The organism is Streptomyces sp. NPDC079020 (assembly GCF_044542225.1).
Taxonomy (GTDB): domain Bacteria; phylum Actinomycetota; class Actinomycetes; order Streptomycetales; family Streptomycetaceae; genus Streptomyces.
On sequence record NZ_JBITUB010000023.1, the window covers coordinates 21,556 to 37,485 of the forward strand.

A 15,930-nucleotide genomic window follows, 5' to 3' on the forward strand; every position below is an offset into this window, starting at 1 on the left:
CCGTCCGACCATCCCGGTGTGTACCGCCCGGCCCAGCGACCGGCCCACAGGCCGGTCGCTCGGCCGATCGTCCGGAAGGAGGGACGTCGATGAGCACGAAGGACTTCGTCGAGAAGGACTACTACAAGGTCCTCGGCGTCCCCAAGGACGCCACCGACGCCGAGATCAAGAAGGCGTACCGCAAACTCGCCCGCGAGTTCCACCCCGACGCCAACAAGGGTGACGCGAAGGCCGAGTCGCGCTTCAAGGAGATCTCCGAGGCGAACGACGTCCTCGGTGACGCCAAGAAGCGCAAGGAGTACGACGAGGCGCGCGCCCTCTTCGGCAACGGTGGCTTCCGGGCCGGTCCCGGTGGCGCGGGAGGCAACTTCAACTTCGACCTGGGCGACCTCTTCGGCGGTGCCCAGGGCGGCGGCCAGGGCGGCGGGGCCGGTGGATTCGGCGGCGGTGGCGGTCTGGGCGACGTCTTCGGCGGTCTGTTCAACCGGGGCGGCGCGGGGACGCGTGTGCAGCCGCGCCGCGGCCAGGACATCGAGTCCGAGGTGACGCTCAGCTTCACCGAGGCCGTCGACGGGGCCACGGTCCCGCTGCGGATGTCCAGCCAGGCGCCCTGCAAGGCGTGTTCGGGCACCGGCGACAAGAACGGCACCCCGAGGGTCTGCCCGACCTGTGTCGGCACCGGCCAGGTCTCGCGCGGGAGCGGCGGCGGCTTTTCGCTCACCGACCCCTGTGTGGACTGCAAGGGCCGGGGCCTCATCGCCCAGGACCCCTGCGACGTCTGCAAGGGCAGCGGACGGGCGAAGTCGGCCCGCACCATGCAGGTCAGGATTCCCGCGGGCGTCCTCGACGGCCAGCGGATCCGGCTGCGCGGCAAGGGCGGCGCGGGAGAGCGCGGCGGCCCGGCCGGCGACCTCTATGTCGTCGTCCATGTCGACGCCCACCCGGTCTTCGGCCGCAAGGGGGACAACCTCACCATCACCGTGCCCGTCACCTTCCCGGAGGCGGCGCTCGGCGGCGAAGTGAAGGTGCCCACGCTCGGCGGGCCCGCGGTCACCCTGAAGCTTCCGGCAGGCACTCCCAACGGACGTACGATGCGCGCCCGCGGCAAGGGCGCCGTACGCAAGGACGGCACCCGCGGCGACCTGCTGGTCACCGTCGAGGTGGACGTGCCCAAGGACCTCGCGCCAGAGGCCGGGGACGCGCTGGAGACCTACCGGAAGGCGACCGCGGACAAGGACCCGCGGGCGGAGCTGTTCCAGGCTGCGAAGGGAGCTTGAGATGGACGGCCGGCGACGTAACCCGTACCAGCTGACCGATGAATCACCGGTGTATGTGATCTCGATCGCGGCGCAGCTCTCGGGTCTGCACCCGCAGACCCTGCGTCAGTACGACCGTCTCGGCCTCGTCTCCCCGGACCGTACGGCCGGGCGCGGCAGGCGCTATTCGGCCCGTGACATCGAGCTGCTGCGCACCGTGCAGCAGCTGTCGCAGGACGAGGGCATCAACCTGGCGGGCATCAAGCGCATCATCGAGCTGGAGAACCAGGTCGCCGCGCTCCAGCAGCGCGTCGCCGAGCTCTCGGCGGCGGTGGACGGCGCGGCGGTGGCCATGCAGCAGCGCGAGGCGCAGGTGCATGCCTCGTACCGCCGTGATCTGGTCCCGTACCAGGATGTGCAGCACACCAGCGCGCTGGTCGTCTGGCGGCCGAAGAAGCCGAAGGACTGAGGCGGGCGGCGGACGCGTGTACGGCGTCCGGGTCCGCTCCGCAGGGCCCGTCGTCCGGAAGTTCGTTCCGGGGGCGGGCCCTGTCGCGTCCGGGGCGGTCAGGAGTCCTGGTCGAGGATTCCGGACCGGGCGATCAGATAGCCGAGCTGGGCCCGGCTGCTGCTGCCCAGCGCGGTGGAGAGCTTGGCGACGTGCGCCCGGCAGGTGCGGACGTTCATGCCCAGCCGCCGGGCTATGGAGTCGTCCACATGGCCCTCGACGAGAAGCTGGGCGATGGAGCGCTGGACGCCGCTGATTCCCTTGGGCGTCGGCTCGTACTTGACTTCCTCCCGCAGCGGCGCGGCCTGGCTCCACAGCTGCTCGAAGACCTTGACGAGGTACTGCACGAGCCCGGGGTGGCGCAGTTCGAGCGCCACACGGCGGTCGTCCGTGGCGGGAATGAACGCCACGGTGTGATCGAAGATCATCAGACGCTCGATCAGCTCTTCGAGGGTGCGGATCTCGACCTTGCCCGCCGTCATGCGGTCCGCGTACGTCAGGGTTCCGTGGCTGTGCCGGATGGTGTGCTGGTAGAGCGAGCGCATGCCGACCCCGCGCTCGGCGAGCATGTTGCCGCGCTCCACGGCGATGTTGAGGGTGCCCTCGCTGCGCCCGCCGCCGGGCTGGATGGTCAGCACCTCGGACCGGCATTCGGCCATGGCCAGCTCGATGGAGGCGTTGATCCGGTCCTTGCCCTCGAGCACGGTGATCGCGTGCGTGGTGGGGGTCTGGGCACTGATCGCCATGAACGGTTCGAAGGTGTCGGCGAGCTCGACCGAGAGCTGTCTTCGGGCCTGGATCTCCCGCTCGATCGGGTAGAGCCGTTGCGTCAGCGCGGCGGACGGAGGTACCGGCCGGAGCCAGGCGTCATCGGCCGGATCCGGGTGAAGCAGGGCGAATTCGAGCAGACAGGGAGCGGACCCCACCTCGGATCGGGCTATCTTGCCCACGCTCAGGGCGCTGGCGTAGAGCCGCGCCCCCTCCTCGCACAGGGCGGTGACAGAGTGGGGATGTGTCGCGTTTGTACTGTTTGTTATCAATTCTCCACCCCCCAGGAACATGAAACTACAGGAACATGATGCATCGATCCTGTGGCATTGACGTGCCTGAATGAGCCATCGTCTTGTCATGCGGGGGAGAGGAAACCTTGGAAGTGAGGACGAAGCCGACTATGGGTAGCAAAATGCTTCGCTCGGCGCTTGCCGCGGCCTTCTCCGCCGGGCTGGCGCTCGGAGCGATCGGTATCCACGACCTGGTCTGGGACAGTGCGCCCACCGGAGCGACCGGCACGCAGGTCCGGGCCGTTCCCCCGCCGGACCTGGTGTGGGACGTCGCGCCGGTCGGAACGCAGGCGGCGCGGACTCTGGCAGCGCCTCCGCCGGACCTGGTGTGGGACACCGCGCCGGCCGGAGTGAAGGCGTCCGACCTGGTGTGGGACATCGCACCGCGAGCGACGGCAGAGGCATGAGCATCCCCCCGGATGACCGCACCTTCCGGCGGGAGATGGCCACGGCCTACCGCTCAGGGTGGCATTTCATCGATCTGCTCACGGCACTCCCCCGCCGTGGCGATTCGTTGATGGTCACCCTGTTCGGAGAGCCGATCGTCGTCGTGCTGGAGGAGGACGAGGGCGTACGCGCCTACCGGTGCCTCCGTCGCCCCCGCGGCGCTCCACAGCCGGTCCGCTGCGCCGTGCGCTACGGCATGATTTTCGTCAATCTCGACCAGCGGGACCATGAGCTGTTCGAACCAGAAACCATCTCCGCCACCCCCCGCAGTGCCTGAGCGATTCCCCCGTCGTTCCTTGTCGCTCAGGTACTTCCCCCACACAGCGGCGCCACCGTGACCTGAACGCGGTGGCGCCGTTGTGCTGTCCCGCCGCGGCCGGGCTGATCACGCCCTGCCGAGCGCCCGGTCCACGGCGATCTCGATGACGACCCGGTCCGCGCTGGGCCTGGGCGTGCGCCCGTAGCGTTCCGTGTAGCGGCGTACGGCGTCGTCCACGACGTCCGACTCCGGGCGGATCACCGCGCGACCCTCCAGCGTCGCCCAGCGCGCCCGGTGCATCTGGCAGGCCGCGACCCGTGCCCCGTCCGGGCCCGCCGCCATGATGTGGGCGACCTTGCGGCTGTTCTTGTTGGTGATCACGCGGGCGATCCGGGCCTCGGCGTCGTACGTCACGCCGACCGGCACCACGTGCGGTGTGCCGTCCGGGCGCAGCGTGGTCAGGGTGCAGAGGTGGTACTCGCGCCAGAAGGCCAGGTACGCGGGGCTGAGGTCTCGTAGGTCGGGCATGTCCGAAAGCGTAGACATTCCGCCGGTGCGGCGACGTCCCGGTGCGCGGGCGCACGCGGCGCGGGCCGTTGCGCGCAGCGCGGGGCGTACGCGCGGCGTGGTGTGCGGTGGCGGGTGCCGGTGGTGAGGGGTTCACTCGGATCAGTGCCGTGAGCCGCCGTGCGCGGCGGAGCCGGGGCCGCGGGGTGCGGGGCGCGTTCAGGCTTGAGCGGAATACACTCAACTTTGTGTACGTTGATTCAGTCAATGGAGCGGGCGGTGCCCGTACGGCTGCCGGGCCACCGGCCGCCATCGTCGCTGTCCGGCCGACGACCGCCGGACCCGGGGCCGGACCCGGGTCGAGCACCACCGCAAGGAGGAGGGAGCGCACGTGGACGCCGAGCTGACCAACAAGAGCCGGGACGCCATCAACGCGGCCACCAGCAGGGCCGTCAAGGACGGGCACCCCGATCTGACCCCCGGGCATCTGCTGCTCGCTCTGCTGGAGGGCCAGGACAACGAGAACATCACCGACCTGCTGGCCGCCGTCGACGCCGACCAGGCGGCCGTGCGCGGCGCGGCCGAGAAGCTCCTGGGCGCCCAGCCCAGCGTCACCGGCTCCACCGTCGCGCCGCCGCAGCCCAACCGGGAACTGCTCGCGGTCATCGCGGACGCCGCCCAGCAGGCCAAGGAGCTCGGCGACGAGTACCTGTCCACCGAGCATCTGCTGATCGGTGTCGCGGCCAAGGGTGGCCGGGCCGGTGAGATCCTCGGGGAGCAGGGGGCCAGTGCGAAGAGGCTGCTGGACGCGTTCGAGAAGAGCAGGGGAGGGCGTCGGGTGACCACACCGGACCCGGAGGGTCAGTACAAGGCCCTGGAGAAGTTCGGCACCGACTTCACGGCGGCCGCACGCGAGGGCAAGCTCGACCCGGTGATCGGGCGGGACCAGGAGATCCGCCGTGTGGTCCAGGTCCTGTCCCGCCGCACGAAGAACAACCCGGTGCTCATCGGTGAGCCCGGCGTCGGCAAGACGGCCGTCGTCGAGGGTCTCGCCCAGCGCATCGTCAAGGGCGACGTACCCGAGAGCCTGAAGAACAAGCGCCTCGTCTCCCTGGACCTGGGGGCCATGGTCGCGGGCGCGAAGTACCGGGGCGAGTTCGAGGAGCGGCTCAAGACCGTCCTCTCCGAGATCAAGGAGAGCGACGGCCAGATCATCACGTTCATCGACGAGCTGCACACCGTCGTGGGCGCCGGCGCGGGCGGCGACTCCGCCATGGACGCGGGCAACATGCTCAAGCCGATGCTGGCCCGCGGCGAGCTGCGGATGGTCGGCGCCACCACGCTGGACGAGTACCGCGAGCGCATCGAGAAGGACCCGGCCCTGGAGCGCCGCTTCCAGCAGGTCCTGGTCGCCGAGCCGTCCGTCGAGGACACCATCGCGATCCTGCGCGGGCTCAAGGGCCGCTACGAGGCCCACCACAAGGTCCAGATCGCGGACTCCGCGCTGGTCGCGGCGGCCACGCTCTCCGACCGCTACATCACCTCCCGCTTCCTCCCCGACAAGGCCATCGACCTGGTCGACGAGGCGGCGTCCCGGCTGCGGATGGAGATCGACTCCTCGCCCGTGGAGATCGACGAGCTCCAGCGCGCCGTCGACCGGCTGCGCATGGAGGAGCTGGCTCTCAAGAACGAGACCGACGCCGCCTCCAAGCAGCGCCTGGAGAAGCTCCGCCGCGACCTCGCCGACAAGGAGGAGGAGCTGCGCGGCCTCACCGCCCGCTGGGAGAAGGAGAAGCAGGGCCTCAACCGCGTCGGTGAGCTGAAGGAACGACTCGACGAACTGCGCGGACAGGCCGAGCGCGCCCAGCGCGACGGCGACTTCGACACCGCCTCCAAGCTGCTGTACGGGGAGATCCCCGGCCTGGAGCGCCAGCTGGAGGAGGCCGCCGAGGCCGAGCAGGAGGCCGCCAAGGACACGATGGTCAAGGAGGAGGTCGGCCCGGACGACATCGCCGACGTCGTCGGCTCCTGGACCGGCATCCCGGCCGGCCGGCTGCTGGAGGGCGAGACCCAGAAGCTGCTGCGCATGGAGGACGAGCTCGGCAGGCGCCTCATCGGGCAGCGGGAGGCCGTGCAGTCGGTCTCCGACGCGGTACGGCGCACCCGCGCCGGGATCGCCGACCCGGACCGCCCGACCGGCTCGTTCCTCTTCCTCGGCCCGACCGGGGTCGGCAAGACCGAGCTGGCCAAGGCGCTCGCGGACTTCCTGTTCGACGACGAGCGGGCGATGATCCGCATCGACATGAGCGAGTACGGCGAGAAGCACAGCGTCGCGCGGCTCGTCGGTGCCCCGCCCGGTTACGTCGGGTACGAGGAGGGCGGCCAGCTCACCGAGTCGGTACGCCGGCGCCCGTACAGCGTCGTCCTGCTGGACGAGGTGGAGAAGGCGCACCCGGAGGTCTTCGACGTCCTGCTCCAGGTCCTCGACGACGGCCGGCTCACCGACGGCCAGGGCCGGACGGTGGACTTCCGCAACACCATCCTGATCCTGACCTCCAACCTCGGCAGCCAGTTCCTGGTCGACCCCCTGGTCAAGCCCGAGGTGAAGAAGGAGCAGGTCATGGATGTCGTGCGGGCGTCCTTCAAGCCGGAGTTCCTCAACCGGCTCGACGACATCGTGGTCTTCTCCGCGCTGTCCGGCGACGAGCTCTCGCACATCGCCGGGCTGCAGATCGACCGCCTGGCCAAGCGGCTGAGCGACCGCAGGCTCACCCTCGACGTCACGCCCGAGGCCCTGGCCTGGCTGGCGGAGGAGGGCAATGACCCGGCGTACGGGGCACGGCCGCTGCGCCGCCTCATCCAGACGGCGATCGGCGACCGGCTGGCGAAGGAGATCCTCGCGGGCGAGGTCGCGGACGGCGACACCGTACGGGTGGACCGCTCCGGCGACGGCCTGAGCGTCGGCCGCGCCTCGTGACACCGGGCCTACGGGACCCCGGCGGGCCCGGTCCGCACCGGCCGCGTGTCAGCTTGTGGCGGATCGGGGCCGCCGGGGCTTGCCATGGCCCGCCCGGCATGGGAGAGGATGGCCGCAACCGTCACGAAGGGAAATAACGGTGAGCATCGATCCGTCCTCGATTCCTAATTTCGGGGGCCAGCCCGAACCGCAGGCGGCAGGACCGGAGGGCCCCGTCGTCCCTGACCAGGACCTCGTCAAGCAGCTTCTGGACCAGATGGAGCTGAAGTACGTCGTCGACGACGAGGGCGACCTCGCGGCGCCGTGGGAAGAGTTCCGGACGTACTTCATGTTCCGGGGCGAGGAGGAGCAGCAGGTCTTCTCGGTCCGTACGTTCTACGACCGCCCGCACGACCTCGACCAGCGCCCCGTCCTCCTGGACGCGATCGACGACTGGAACCGCCGCACCCTGTGGCCGAAGGTCTACACGCACGCCCACGAGGGCGAGGACGGCGAGGCGGGCTCCGTCCGGCTGATCGGTGAGGCGCAGATGCTCATCGGCACCGGCGTCAGCCTGGAGCACTTCGTCTCCTCGACGGTCAGCTGGGTGCGCGCCTCGATCGAGTTCGACAAGTGGCTCGTGGAGCGCCTGGGCCTGGAGCCGGCCGAGGCCGAGGCCGAGGAGAAGGCCGAGGGCGACGCGCCCTCCGAGGGCTGAGCGCCCCTCCCGAACGAGAGCCCGGCCGGCCGGGGACTTCGCGTCCCCGGCCGGCCGGGCTCCGTCATGTCCGGCTTCCGCCGGGACCGCCTCTCACCCGGCCAGGCCCTTCAGCCGGGACACGGCCTCCTCCAGCACGTCCGCGCGCTTGCAGAACGCGAACCGGACGAAGGGCGCGCCCTGGTCGCGGTGGTCGTAGAAGACGGCGTTGGGAATGGCGACGACCCCGCAGCGGCCGGGCAGGGCGCGGCAGAACGCGAAGCCGTCCCGCTCGCCGCCGAGCGGGCGGATGTCGGTGGTGACGAAGTACGTTCCGGCGGGGCGGTAGACCCCGAACCCGGCCTCGGCGAGCCCGGTGCTCAGCAGGTCCCGCTTGGCCCGCAGATCGGCGCGCAGGCCCTCGTAGTAGCTGTCGGGCAGCCGCAGGGCCTCGGCGACCGCGTACTGGAAGGGGCCGGCGGAGACATAGGTCAGGAACTGCTTCGCGGAGCGTACGGCGGTGACCAGCTCCGGGCTCCCGGTGATCCAGCCGACCTTCCAGCCCGTGAACGAGAAGGTCTTTCCCGCACTGCTCACCGTGACGGTGCGCTCGCGCATGCCGGGGAACGAGGCGAGCGGGATGTGTTCGCCCTCGAAGACCAGGTGTTCGTACACCTCGTCGGTGACGACGAGCAGGTCGCGTTCGCGGGCGAGGCCGGCGACGGCGGCGAGCTCTTCGCGGGTGAGGACCGTGCCGGTGGGGTTGTGCGGGGTGTTGAGCAGGATCAGGCGGGTGCGGGGGGTGACGGCGGCGCGCAGTTCGCCGAGGTCGAGCCGGTAGGTCCCGGACGCGGGCTCCGGGTGCAGTGTGACCGGGACGCGGATGCCGCCCGCCATGGCGATGGAGGCGGCGTAGGAGTCGTAGTACGGCTCCAGGGCGATGACCTCGTCGCCCGGTTCGAGCAGGGCGAGCATCGCGGCGGCGATGGCCTCCGTGGCCCCCGCCGTGACCAGGACCTCGGTGTCGGGGTTGTACGCGAGGCCGTAGCGCCGCTGCTGGTGGTCCGTGATCGCGGTACGGAGCTCGGGGACGCCGGGCCCCGGTGGGTACTGGTTGCCGCGGCCGTCGCGCAGGGCCCGGACCGCGGCCTCGCGGACCTCGTCGGGGCCGTCGGTGTCGGGAAAGCCCTGGCCGAGGTTGATGGAACCGGTCCGTACGGCCAGCGCCGACATCTCCGCGAAGATCGTCGTGCCGAACTCGGTGAGGCGGCGGTTGAGCAGCGGTCGTCCCTGTGTCATGGGCCATCCTGTGCCGAAGCTCTGGAGTTGCTCAAGTCCGCTTTCGGCCCCCGCGGGACCGGGCATCCCCGCTGCACGAAAGAATCGCCATGAACATGAAGCGGGGGGTTCCGCTTCGGGGGACGGAAGGGTGTGAGGACAGGTGGGAGCCTTCTTCATCGGGATGATCGTGCTTGTGGTGGTCGTGTCCATGTTCCGGCCGATGGTGGGGGTCAGCAGCCGTCGGCGGGCCGCCGGCCGCCGGGGCCGGCGCCGGACCGCCGACAGGCGCAGCTGGTGGGCGGGCGGCGGTGACGGCGGTGGCGGCGGGGGTGGCGCGTCCTGCGGCAACGGGGGCGGCGCGTCCTGCGGCAGCGGCCACTCGGGGGGCCACTCGTGCGGGAGCAGCAGTTCCTCCTGCGGGGGCGGATCGTCGTCGTGCGGCGGGGGCGGTTGCGGCGGGGGAAGCTGACCCGGAAACATATGGCTTGTGACTGTGGGTAGTTGACCGGGGCGGATGACCCCGGCAAGTGACCCGGAGGGCCGGTGCGGGGGATGTTCCCTCAGGTGTCCGGTGGGTGAACTCCCGCCGGGCACCTTTTCGTTGGGATACGTGAGGTGTTCGGGTTGAACACGTGAACCGGGCAGCCCCCGAGGGGATGGAAACCGCGTCAAGTTGGGCAAAAACGCTGTGGGTGCGGCGTACTTCGTGATTCCCTCGCTCTAGAGAACATCCAGCCCTCGGACCCCAGTTGGACCTGATCGGGCGTTCCCCTACTCCCATGTGTGTCGTCCCGGGGACGCCCCCTGTCCATTTGTCCATGCGTGTTAGCGGAGCCGACCCATGCTCACGACCCTCCAGACGGCCTATTCCGATACCCGAGCTGCCGACCTGGCTTGGGCGCTGGGGCGCGAACCGCTGCCCGCCCTCGCCGTCCTCGATCTCCAGCTCGCCGGCGCCAAGCTCCAGTTGAGGCTCCTCGGTGCCTCCCATCAGGTCCTCCTGGAGGAGGACCGAGGCTCCTGTTCGGAGACCGTTGCCTGTATTCCGGGCAGCAGTACGCCCCTTCCCCTCGGCGTCGCGAAGCGGCTCGGGGACTGGGAGTACGAATTCGCGGCGCGCGTCGAGACGCTCTCGGAGGGTTCGTTCGCCGGGCGCGCCCAGGAGCTCCTCGCGCTGGTCGCCGACCACCCGCACGGTCTCGCGGGGACGTTCCCCGGCAGCCCGCACGCCTTCACCGCGATGCTGGCGCAGCGGACCGAGGGGCAGGTGCGGTGGCGCACCTGGCACGCGTACCCGCAGGAAGGGCAGTTGGTGGCGACCCGTACCAGGGTGGGGGTGCGGATGCCGGCGCCCGCCCGCTGACCGGGGACGGGCCCCGAGTGCCCCCGCGGCTCGCCCCGAATACCCTCCACGGCTGCTCCCAAGGGCACTTGCACCCTTGTGGGTGACAGATGGCGATCAATTCGTCACGTAGCGTTCGCATTATGATCGACCAGCAGGTGACGCTGCGGGGGGCCGCCGCGCGGCTTCCCGTACGGCCCAGGACCGGCCGGTATCTCGTGCTGGCCACAGTCTTCATCTGTGCCGCCTGTGGTCTGGTGTACGAACTCGAACTGGTCGCGCTCGCCTCGTACTTGATCGGCGACTCGGTCACCCAGGCGTCCGTCGTGCTGTCCGTGATGGTGTTCGCGATGGGGATCGGATCGCTTCTCGCGAAACGTTTGCGCTGCCGTGCCGCGGTGGGCTTCGGGCTCATCGAGGCCGCCCTCGCGCTGATCGGCGGCTCCTCCGCGCTCGTGCTGTACGCCTCGTTCGCCTGGCTCGGTGAATCGCGGTACGCGCTGGTCGGGTTCACGCTGGCCATCGGGATGCTGATCGGTGCCGAGATCCCCCTGCTGATGACCCTGATCCAGCGGGTGGACCGGCAGGACGCGGGCGGGGCCGTGGCCGATCTCTTCGCGGCCGACTACGTCGGGGCGCTGGTGGGCGGACTGGCGTTCCCCTTTCTGCTGCTGCCGATGCTGGGGCAGCTGACCGGCGCGCTGTTCACCGGTGCGGTCAACGCGGCGGCGGGCGGGGCGCTGGTGCTGTGGCTGTTCCGGCGGGACCTCAGCTCCCGGTCCCGGTGGCTGCTCGTCCTCGCCAACCTCGCGGTGATCGGGCTGCTCGCCGGGGCCACGCTGCTGGTCGACGACTTCGAGCGGGCGGCGAGGCGGGCCGTCTACGGGAATCAGGTGCGGGTCGCCGTGCGGACCGGGGTGCAGGAGGTCGTGCTCACCGGGACGGGCCGCGAGTCGCTCGGCCTGTATCTGGACGGGCGCCTGCGGGCCAGCGCCCGCGACGAGTACCGCTACCACGAGGCGCTGGTCCACCCGGCGATGAACGGGCGGCACGAGCGGGTCCTGATCCTGGGCGGCGGCGACGGGCTCGCCGCCCGCGAGGTGCTGCGCTACCGGGACGTCCGGGAGGTCACGGTGGTCGAGCTGGACCCGGCCGTCACCCGGTTGGCCCGTACGGACCCCGCGCTCCGCGGCCTCAACGGAAACGCCTACCGCGACCCGCGCCTCACGGCGGTCGGCGGGGACGCGTTCAACTGGCTCCGGGCGGGCAGCGAGCGCTACGACGTGGTGATCTCCGACCTGCCGGACCCGGGCATCACGGCGAGCACGAAGCTCTACTCCGCGGAGTTCTACGGCCTGGTCGGCGAGGCCCTCGCGCCGGGCGGGCGACTGGTGGTGCACGCGGGGTCGCCGGGCAGCCGGGGACGGACGTACTGGACGGTGGAGGCCTCGGTCCGGGCGGGCGGCCTCGCGGCCCGGCCCTACCGGGTCACCGGCAGGCTCCCCGGTATCGCCGCGGACCCGGGCCGCTTCGAAGGAGCGGGCCCCGCCCCGCGGGACTGGGGCTTCGTGCTGGCCTCCCCGGGCGCGGTGCCGCCGCTGGGACTGGCCGCCGGGGCGCCGGGGCTGCGGTCGCTGGGGGAGCGCGGGCTGCGGGAGGCGGGGCGGTCGGCGGAGCACGTACGGGTGAAGGGGCAGGCGCCGTCGACCCTGATCCATCCGCGGTACCGGGAGGGCGCATGACCTCCGGGGCGGGTCCGGGAGCGGGGTCGGGGGCGGGCCCGTTCCGGGCGGCCGCGGGGGCGGTCCCGGGGGCGGAAGCGCTGACGTACCGGCCGGGGCTGAGTAGGCTCGGTTTCCATGGAGCATGAGGTGTTCGTTCCGGTGATGGCCCCGTCCCTTCGGCGGACGCTGGGCGATCCCGCCCGGGTCGCCCGCTGCGTACCCGGCCTCCTGCAGGACGCCGAGGAGACGGCCGGGCCGCTGGCGGGCCGCCTGAGGATCCGGGTCGGGGGTCACACGATCACGTACCGGGGTGTGCTGCGGCTGTCCGGTGCGGACGGGGACCGCATCTCGGTGACCGGGGAGGGGACGGAGGCCCGGGGCACCGGTGCGGTCACGCTGGATCTGAGAATCGGCCTCACGGAGACCGACGGCGGGACGACACTCGTCTTCACGGGGTCCGCGAGCGGCGACGGCCGGCTGAAGGAGCTGGACCCGGCGGCGGCCCTCGCGGCGGCCCACCGGCTGCTGGACCGCTTTACGCAGCAGCTGGTGACGGAGACGCTGGCCTCCCACGAGGAGGAAGCGAAGCCGTCCGCAACGGAGTTGGGCACGGAGGCGGAGCCGCCCCCCGGCCCCGCGGCCGACACGGAGCGGCCCGCGGAGGGCGCCGAGCGGCCCGGCGCGGACGACGACGAGGATCTGCGCGCCGAGGCCCTGCACGACGACGTCGACGAACCGGGCGACGACGTCGATGAACCGGGTGACGACGTCAAGGACCCTGCGGACGCCGATGACTCCGATGACGCTGCGGATTCCGATGACTCCGATGACTCCGGGAGCGGGCCCCCGGCCGCCGGCAAGGGGTCCGTGTTCGACGCGCCCGTGCCGCCGCCCTCGCTCGACCCCGTAGCCGAAGTGGAGTTCACCGTGCCCGACGAGCCCCCGGCCGAGGCCGCACACGCCCGGCGCACCATGATCGGACGCAGCGCCGAGGAGGTCGACCACGCGCCGCCGCGCGGCCGGTACGCCCCCGTGCCCTCGCCCGACGCGAACGGCGCGGGGAGCGCCCTGCGCTGGGTCGCCCCGGCGGCGGCCCTCGCGATCGCCTCCGCCGTCGTCCTGGGCCGGGCACTGCGTCGCCGGAGGTAGCGGCGCCAGTAGTGTCGGGGGTGTGAGCAGAGCTGCGAAGAACGTCCGGCTGTCCGTCGGTGACGCCGAGTTGACCGTTGACCCCGTCCAAGGCTGCCGGATCAGCAGCCTGCGGATCGGTGACACCGAACTGCTGCGCCAGGGGGAGCGGTACGGCAGCTTCCCGATGGTGCCGTGGTGCGGACGTACCGGGGACGGGGAGTTCCGCAACGGTGACGCGGTCCACCGGCTGCCGCTGAACGCCCCGCCGCACGCCATCCACGGCACCGGCCGCGACACGGCCTGGCACACCGCCCGGGAGGACGGCGCGGAGGCGGCCTTCTACTACGACCTCGCCGAGCCGTGGCCCTACCAGGGCCGGGTGACGCAGACCTTCGAACTGGCCGAGGACTCCCTCACACTGCGCCTGTCCGTCGAGACGTACGGGGACTCCTTCCCGGCGCAGGCCGGCTGGCACCCCTGGTTCCGCCGCGATCTGGGGGGCCAGGACGTCCGGCTCTCCTTCGACGCCGCCTGGCAGGAGGAGCGCGGCGGGAACCATCTGCCGACCGGCCGCCGGATCGATCCCCGGCCCGGACCGTGGGACGACTGCTTCGGGATGCCCGACGGTGTCGAGGTGAAGCTCACCTGGCCGGAGCGGCTCGAACTGACGGTGAAGAGCCGCGACGAGTGGGTGGTGATCTACGACGAGCAGGACGAGGCGGTGTGCGTGGAGCCGCAGTCGGGTCCGCCGAACGGTCTGAACACCGCCCCGCGCCTGGTCACCCCGATCGACCCGCTGGAGATCGCGACGACCTGGAGCTGGGTGCGGCTCTGAGCCGTACAACGGTGGTGGGCGGCAGCGCTTACCCTCGTTGACATGACTGACGTACGCGCTGAGCTGCTCCAGCAGATCAAGGACAAGGCCGTGGTGCACGGCAAGGTGACCCTCTCCTCGGGGCTGGAAGCCGACTGGTACATCGACCTGCGCCGGATCACGCTGGACGGCACGGCCGCGCCGATGGCCGGGCAGGTCATGCTCGACGCCACCGCCGAGCTGGACTACGACTGCGTCGGCGGCCTGACGCTGGGCGCCGACCCGGTGGCCACGTCGATGCTGCACGCCTCCGCGGCGCGCGGCAGGAGCCTGGACGCGTTCGTCGTCCGCAAGGCGCAGAAGGCGCACGGCATGCAGCGCCGGATCGAGGGCACCGACGTGAAGGGCCGCCGCTGCCTCGTCGTCGAGGACACCTCGACCACCGGTGGCTCGCCGCTGACGGCCGTCGAGGCGGTGCGCGAGGCCGGCGGTGAGGTCGTCGGTGTCGCCGTGATCGTGGAGCGGGGTGCCGCCGCGGCCATCGCCGAGGCCGGCCTGCCCTATGTCCAGGTCTACTCGGTGGCCGACCTCGATCTGGGCTGATACGGGTCTGACCTGCGGTTTTTCTACGGGGTGGGCGGTTTCACGTGAAACCGCCCACCCCGTACCCGTACTCGTGGGGGTCCTCCGGGTGGAGCCGGACGGAGAGTCTGGGAAGATGGGGGCGACGATGACGTCGCCCCCAGGTCAGGGACCAGCACTGCACACCCGCACATCCCAAGGAGCGGTCAGATGCCCATCGCAACCCCCGAGGTCTACGCCGAGATGCTCGACCGGGCGAAGGCAGGCAAGTTCGCCTACCCGGCCATCAATGTGACCTCGACCCAGACCCTGCACGCTGCACTGCGCGGCTTCGCGGAGGCGGAGAGCGACGGCATCGTCCAGATCTCCACCGGTGGGGCGGAGTTCCTGGGCGGCCAGTACAACAAGGACATGGTGACGGGCGCCGTGGCCCTGGCCGAGTTCGCGCACATCGTCGCCGCCAAGTACGACATCACGGTCGCGCTGCACACCGACCACTGCCCCAAGGACAAGCTCGACGGTTACGTCCGTCCGCTGCTCGACATCTCCAAGGAGCGTGTCGCCAAGGGTCTGAACCCGCTGTTCCAGTCGCACATGTGGGACGGCTCGGCCGAGACCCTCGCCGACAACCTGGCCATCGGTCAGGAGCTGCTCGCCAAGGCCGCCGCCGCCAAGATCATTCTTGAGGTCGAGATCACCCCGACCGGTGGCGAGGAGGACGGCGTCACGCACGAGATCAACGACGAGCTGTACACGACCGTCGACGACGCGCTGCGCACCGCCGAGGCGCTCGGTCTGGGCGAGAAGGGCCGCTACCTGCTGGCCGCCTCCTTCGGCAACGTCCACGGCGTCTACAAGCCGGGCAACGTCGTGCTCCGTCCCGAGCTGCTGAAGGACCTCCAGGAGGGCGTCGGCGCCAAGTACGGCAAGGCGTCCCCCTTCGACTTCGTCTTCCACGGCGGCTCCGGCTCCACCGAGCAGGAGATCGCGACCGCGCTGGAGAACGGCGTCGTGAAGATGAACCTCGACACCGACACCCAGTACGCCTTCACCCGGCCGATCGTGGACCACGTGTTCCGCAACTACGACGGCGTCCTGAAGGTCGACGGCGAGGTCGGCAACAAGAAGGTCTACGACCCGCGCAGCTGGGGCAAGTCCGCCGAGGGCGGCATGGCCAAGCGCGTCACCGAGGCCTGCGCGAACCTGCGCTCCACCGGTACGAAGCTGAAGTAGTCCGTACGGACACCCGTCGTGGGGGGGGGGGCGCGGGGGGGGGGGGGGGGGCCGCCGGGGGGGGGGGGGGGCGCCCCCCCGGGGGGGGGGGGGCCCCCCGGGGGGGGGGGGCGGTCGGGGGCAGACTCACAA

15 protein-coding genes are annotated in these 15,930 nt (G+C 71.2%); 12 read left to right on the forward strand and 3 right to left on the reverse strand.

The genetic code is table 11. The features are described 5' to 3' along the window. The first annotated feature begins 89 nt into the window (after window positions 1-89). The gene (dnaJ, locus tag ACIGJO_RS32360; protein ID WP_399964353.1) at window positions 90-1,277 is read left to right on the forward strand and encodes a molecular chaperone DnaJ; all 1,188 of its coding nucleotides are present in this window, start codon (window positions 90-92) and stop codon (window positions 1,275-1,277) included. A gap of 1 nt (window position 1,278) precedes the next feature. Beyond that, window positions 1,279-1,725, forward strand: a complete 447-nt coding sequence (locus ACIGJO_RS32365; protein WP_266922401.1) for a heat shock protein transcriptional repressor HspR — start codon at window positions 1,279-1,281, stop codon at window positions 1,723-1,725. A 98-nt stretch (window positions 1,726-1,823) separates the two neighbouring features. Here ACIGJO_RS32365 and ACIGJO_RS32370 read toward each other — a convergent pair whose 3' ends face one another. Further along, complete coding sequence (locus ACIGJO_RS32370; RefSeq protein WP_399964355.1) at window positions 1,824-2,825, reverse strand: helix-turn-helix transcriptional regulator; 1,002 nt, start codon at window positions 2,823-2,825, stop codon at window positions 1,824-1,826. Between the two features lie 110 nt (window positions 2,826-2,935). On the opposite strand from ACIGJO_RS32370, the gene ACIGJO_RS32375 reads away from it, so the two are divergent. Beyond that, entirely contained in the window at window positions 2,936-3,232 is a 297-nt protein-coding gene (locus ACIGJO_RS32375) for a hypothetical protein (protein ID WP_399964357.1), read from the forward strand. Then, entirely contained in the window at window positions 3,229-3,549 is a 321-nt protein-coding gene (locus ACIGJO_RS32380) for a (2Fe-2S)-binding protein (protein WP_266922404.1), read from the forward strand. Before ACIGJO_RS32375 ends, ACIGJO_RS32380 begins: the two co-directional genes overlap by 4 nt. Before the next feature lie 108 nt (window positions 3,550-3,657). On the opposite strand, the gene ACIGJO_RS32385 is transcribed toward ACIGJO_RS32380, so the two are convergent. Further along, window positions 3,658-4,059 (reverse strand): pyridoxamine 5'-phosphate oxidase family protein, encoded by a 402-nt coding sequence (locus tag ACIGJO_RS32385; RefSeq protein ID WP_399964360.1) that lies wholly within the window; start codon window positions 4,057-4,059, stop codon window positions 3,658-3,660. A gap of 370 nt (window positions 4,060-4,429) precedes the next feature. On the opposite strand from ACIGJO_RS32385, the gene clpB reads away from it, so the two are divergent. Next, window positions 4,430-7,015 carry an ATP-dependent chaperone ClpB gene (gene clpB / locus ACIGJO_RS32390; protein WP_399964362.1) on the forward strand — a complete coding sequence of 862 codons (2,586 nt, stop codon included), beginning with the start codon at window positions 4,430-4,432 and terminating at the stop codon, window positions 7,013-7,015. 139 nt (window positions 7,016-7,154) lie between these two features. After that, on the forward strand, window positions 7,155-7,712 hold the full coding sequence (locus ACIGJO_RS32395; protein WP_399964364.1) for a YbjN domain-containing protein: 558 nt from the start codon (window positions 7,155-7,157) through the stop codon (window positions 7,710-7,712). Between the two features lie 93 nt (window positions 7,713-7,805). On the opposite strand, the gene ACIGJO_RS32400 is transcribed toward ACIGJO_RS32395, so the two are convergent. Next, complete coding sequence (locus ACIGJO_RS32400) at window positions 7,806-8,990, reverse strand: pyridoxal phosphate-dependent aminotransferase (protein WP_399964366.1); 1,185 nt, start codon at window positions 8,988-8,990, stop codon at window positions 7,806-7,808. Window positions 8,991-9,813: 823 nt separating this feature from the next. On the opposite strand from ACIGJO_RS32400, the gene ACIGJO_RS32405 reads away from it, so the two are divergent. From ACIGJO_RS32405 to fbaA, 6 genes are all read left to right on the forward strand, one after another. After that, window positions 9,814-10,335, forward strand: coding sequence for a DUF2617 family protein (locus ACIGJO_RS32405; protein WP_399964368.1), 522 nt, complete (start codon window positions 9,814-9,816; stop codon window positions 10,333-10,335). Between the two features lie 122 nt (window positions 10,336-10,457). After that, window positions 10,458-12,056 carry a polyamine aminopropyltransferase gene (locus tag ACIGJO_RS32410; RefSeq protein ID WP_399964370.1) on the forward strand — a complete coding sequence of 533 codons (1,599 nt, stop codon included), beginning with the start codon at window positions 10,458-10,460 and terminating at the stop codon, window positions 12,054-12,056. A 117-nt stretch (window positions 12,057-12,173) separates the two neighbouring features. Further along, entirely contained in the window at window positions 12,174-13,187 is a 1,014-nt protein-coding gene (locus tag ACIGJO_RS32415; RefSeq protein WP_399964372.1) for an SRPBCC domain-containing protein, read from the forward strand. A gap of 22 nt (window positions 13,188-13,209) precedes the next feature. Beyond that, the gene (locus ACIGJO_RS32420) at window positions 13,210-14,004 is read left to right on the forward strand and encodes an aldose 1-epimerase (RefSeq protein WP_399964374.1); all 795 of its coding nucleotides are present in this window, start codon (window positions 13,210-13,212) and stop codon (window positions 14,002-14,004) included. A 42-nt stretch (window positions 14,005-14,046) separates the two neighbouring features. Further along, window positions 14,047-14,586, forward strand: coding sequence for an orotate phosphoribosyltransferase (gene pyrE / locus ACIGJO_RS32425; RefSeq protein ID WP_399964376.1), 540 nt, complete (start codon window positions 14,047-14,049; stop codon window positions 14,584-14,586). A gap of 189 nt (window positions 14,587-14,775) precedes the next feature. Further along, window positions 14,776-15,798 carry a class II fructose-bisphosphate aldolase gene (gene fbaA, locus ACIGJO_RS32430; protein WP_399964378.1) on the forward strand — a complete coding sequence of 341 codons (1,023 nt, stop codon included), beginning with the start codon at window positions 14,776-14,778 and terminating at the stop codon, window positions 15,796-15,798. The last annotated feature ends 132 nt before the right edge of the window (window positions 15,799-15,930 follow it).

Bases quoted from the DNA above. Each gene is read 5' to 3' on its own strand.
- dnaJ (WP_399964353.1), top strand. From the start codon at position 90: ATGAGCACGAAGGACTTCGTCGAGAAGGACTACTACAAGGTCCTCGGC.
- ACIGJO_RS32365 (WP_266922401.1), top strand. From the start codon at position 1,279: ATGGACGGCCGGCGACGTAACCCGTACCAGCTGACCGATGAATCACCG.
- ACIGJO_RS32370 (WP_399964355.1), bottom strand. From the start codon at position 2,825: ATGTTCCTGGGGGGTGGAGAATTGATAACAAACAGTACAAACGCGACA.
- ACIGJO_RS32375 (WP_399964357.1), top strand. From the start codon at position 2,936: ATGGGTAGCAAAATGCTTCGCTCGGCGCTTGCCGCGGCCTTCTCCGCC.
- ACIGJO_RS32380 (WP_266922404.1), top strand. From the start codon at position 3,229: ATGAGCATCCCCCCGGATGACCGCACCTTCCGGCGGGAGATGGCCACG.
- ACIGJO_RS32385 (WP_399964360.1), bottom strand. From the start codon at position 4,059: ATGCCCGACCTACGAGACCTCAGCCCCGCGTACCTGGCCTTCTGGCGC.
- ACIGJO_RS32400 (WP_399964366.1), bottom strand. From the start codon at position 8,990: ATGACACAGGGACGACCGCTGCTCAACCGCCGCCTCACCGAGTTCGGC.
- ACIGJO_RS32405 (WP_399964368.1), top strand. From the start codon at position 9,814: ATGCTCACGACCCTCCAGACGGCCTATTCCGATACCCGAGCTGCCGAC.
- ACIGJO_RS32410 (WP_399964370.1), top strand. From the start codon at position 10,458: ATGATCGACCAGCAGGTGACGCTGCGGGGGGCCGCCGCGCGGCTTCCC.
- ACIGJO_RS32415 (WP_399964372.1), top strand. From the start codon at position 12,174: ATGGAGCATGAGGTGTTCGTTCCGGTGATGGCCCCGTCCCTTCGGCGG.
- pyrE (WP_399964376.1), top strand. From the start codon at position 14,047: ATGACTGACGTACGCGCTGAGCTGCTCCAGCAGATCAAGGACAAGGCC.
- fbaA (WP_399964378.1), top strand. From the start codon at position 14,776: ATGCCCATCGCAACCCCCGAGGTCTACGCCGAGATGCTCGACCGGGCG.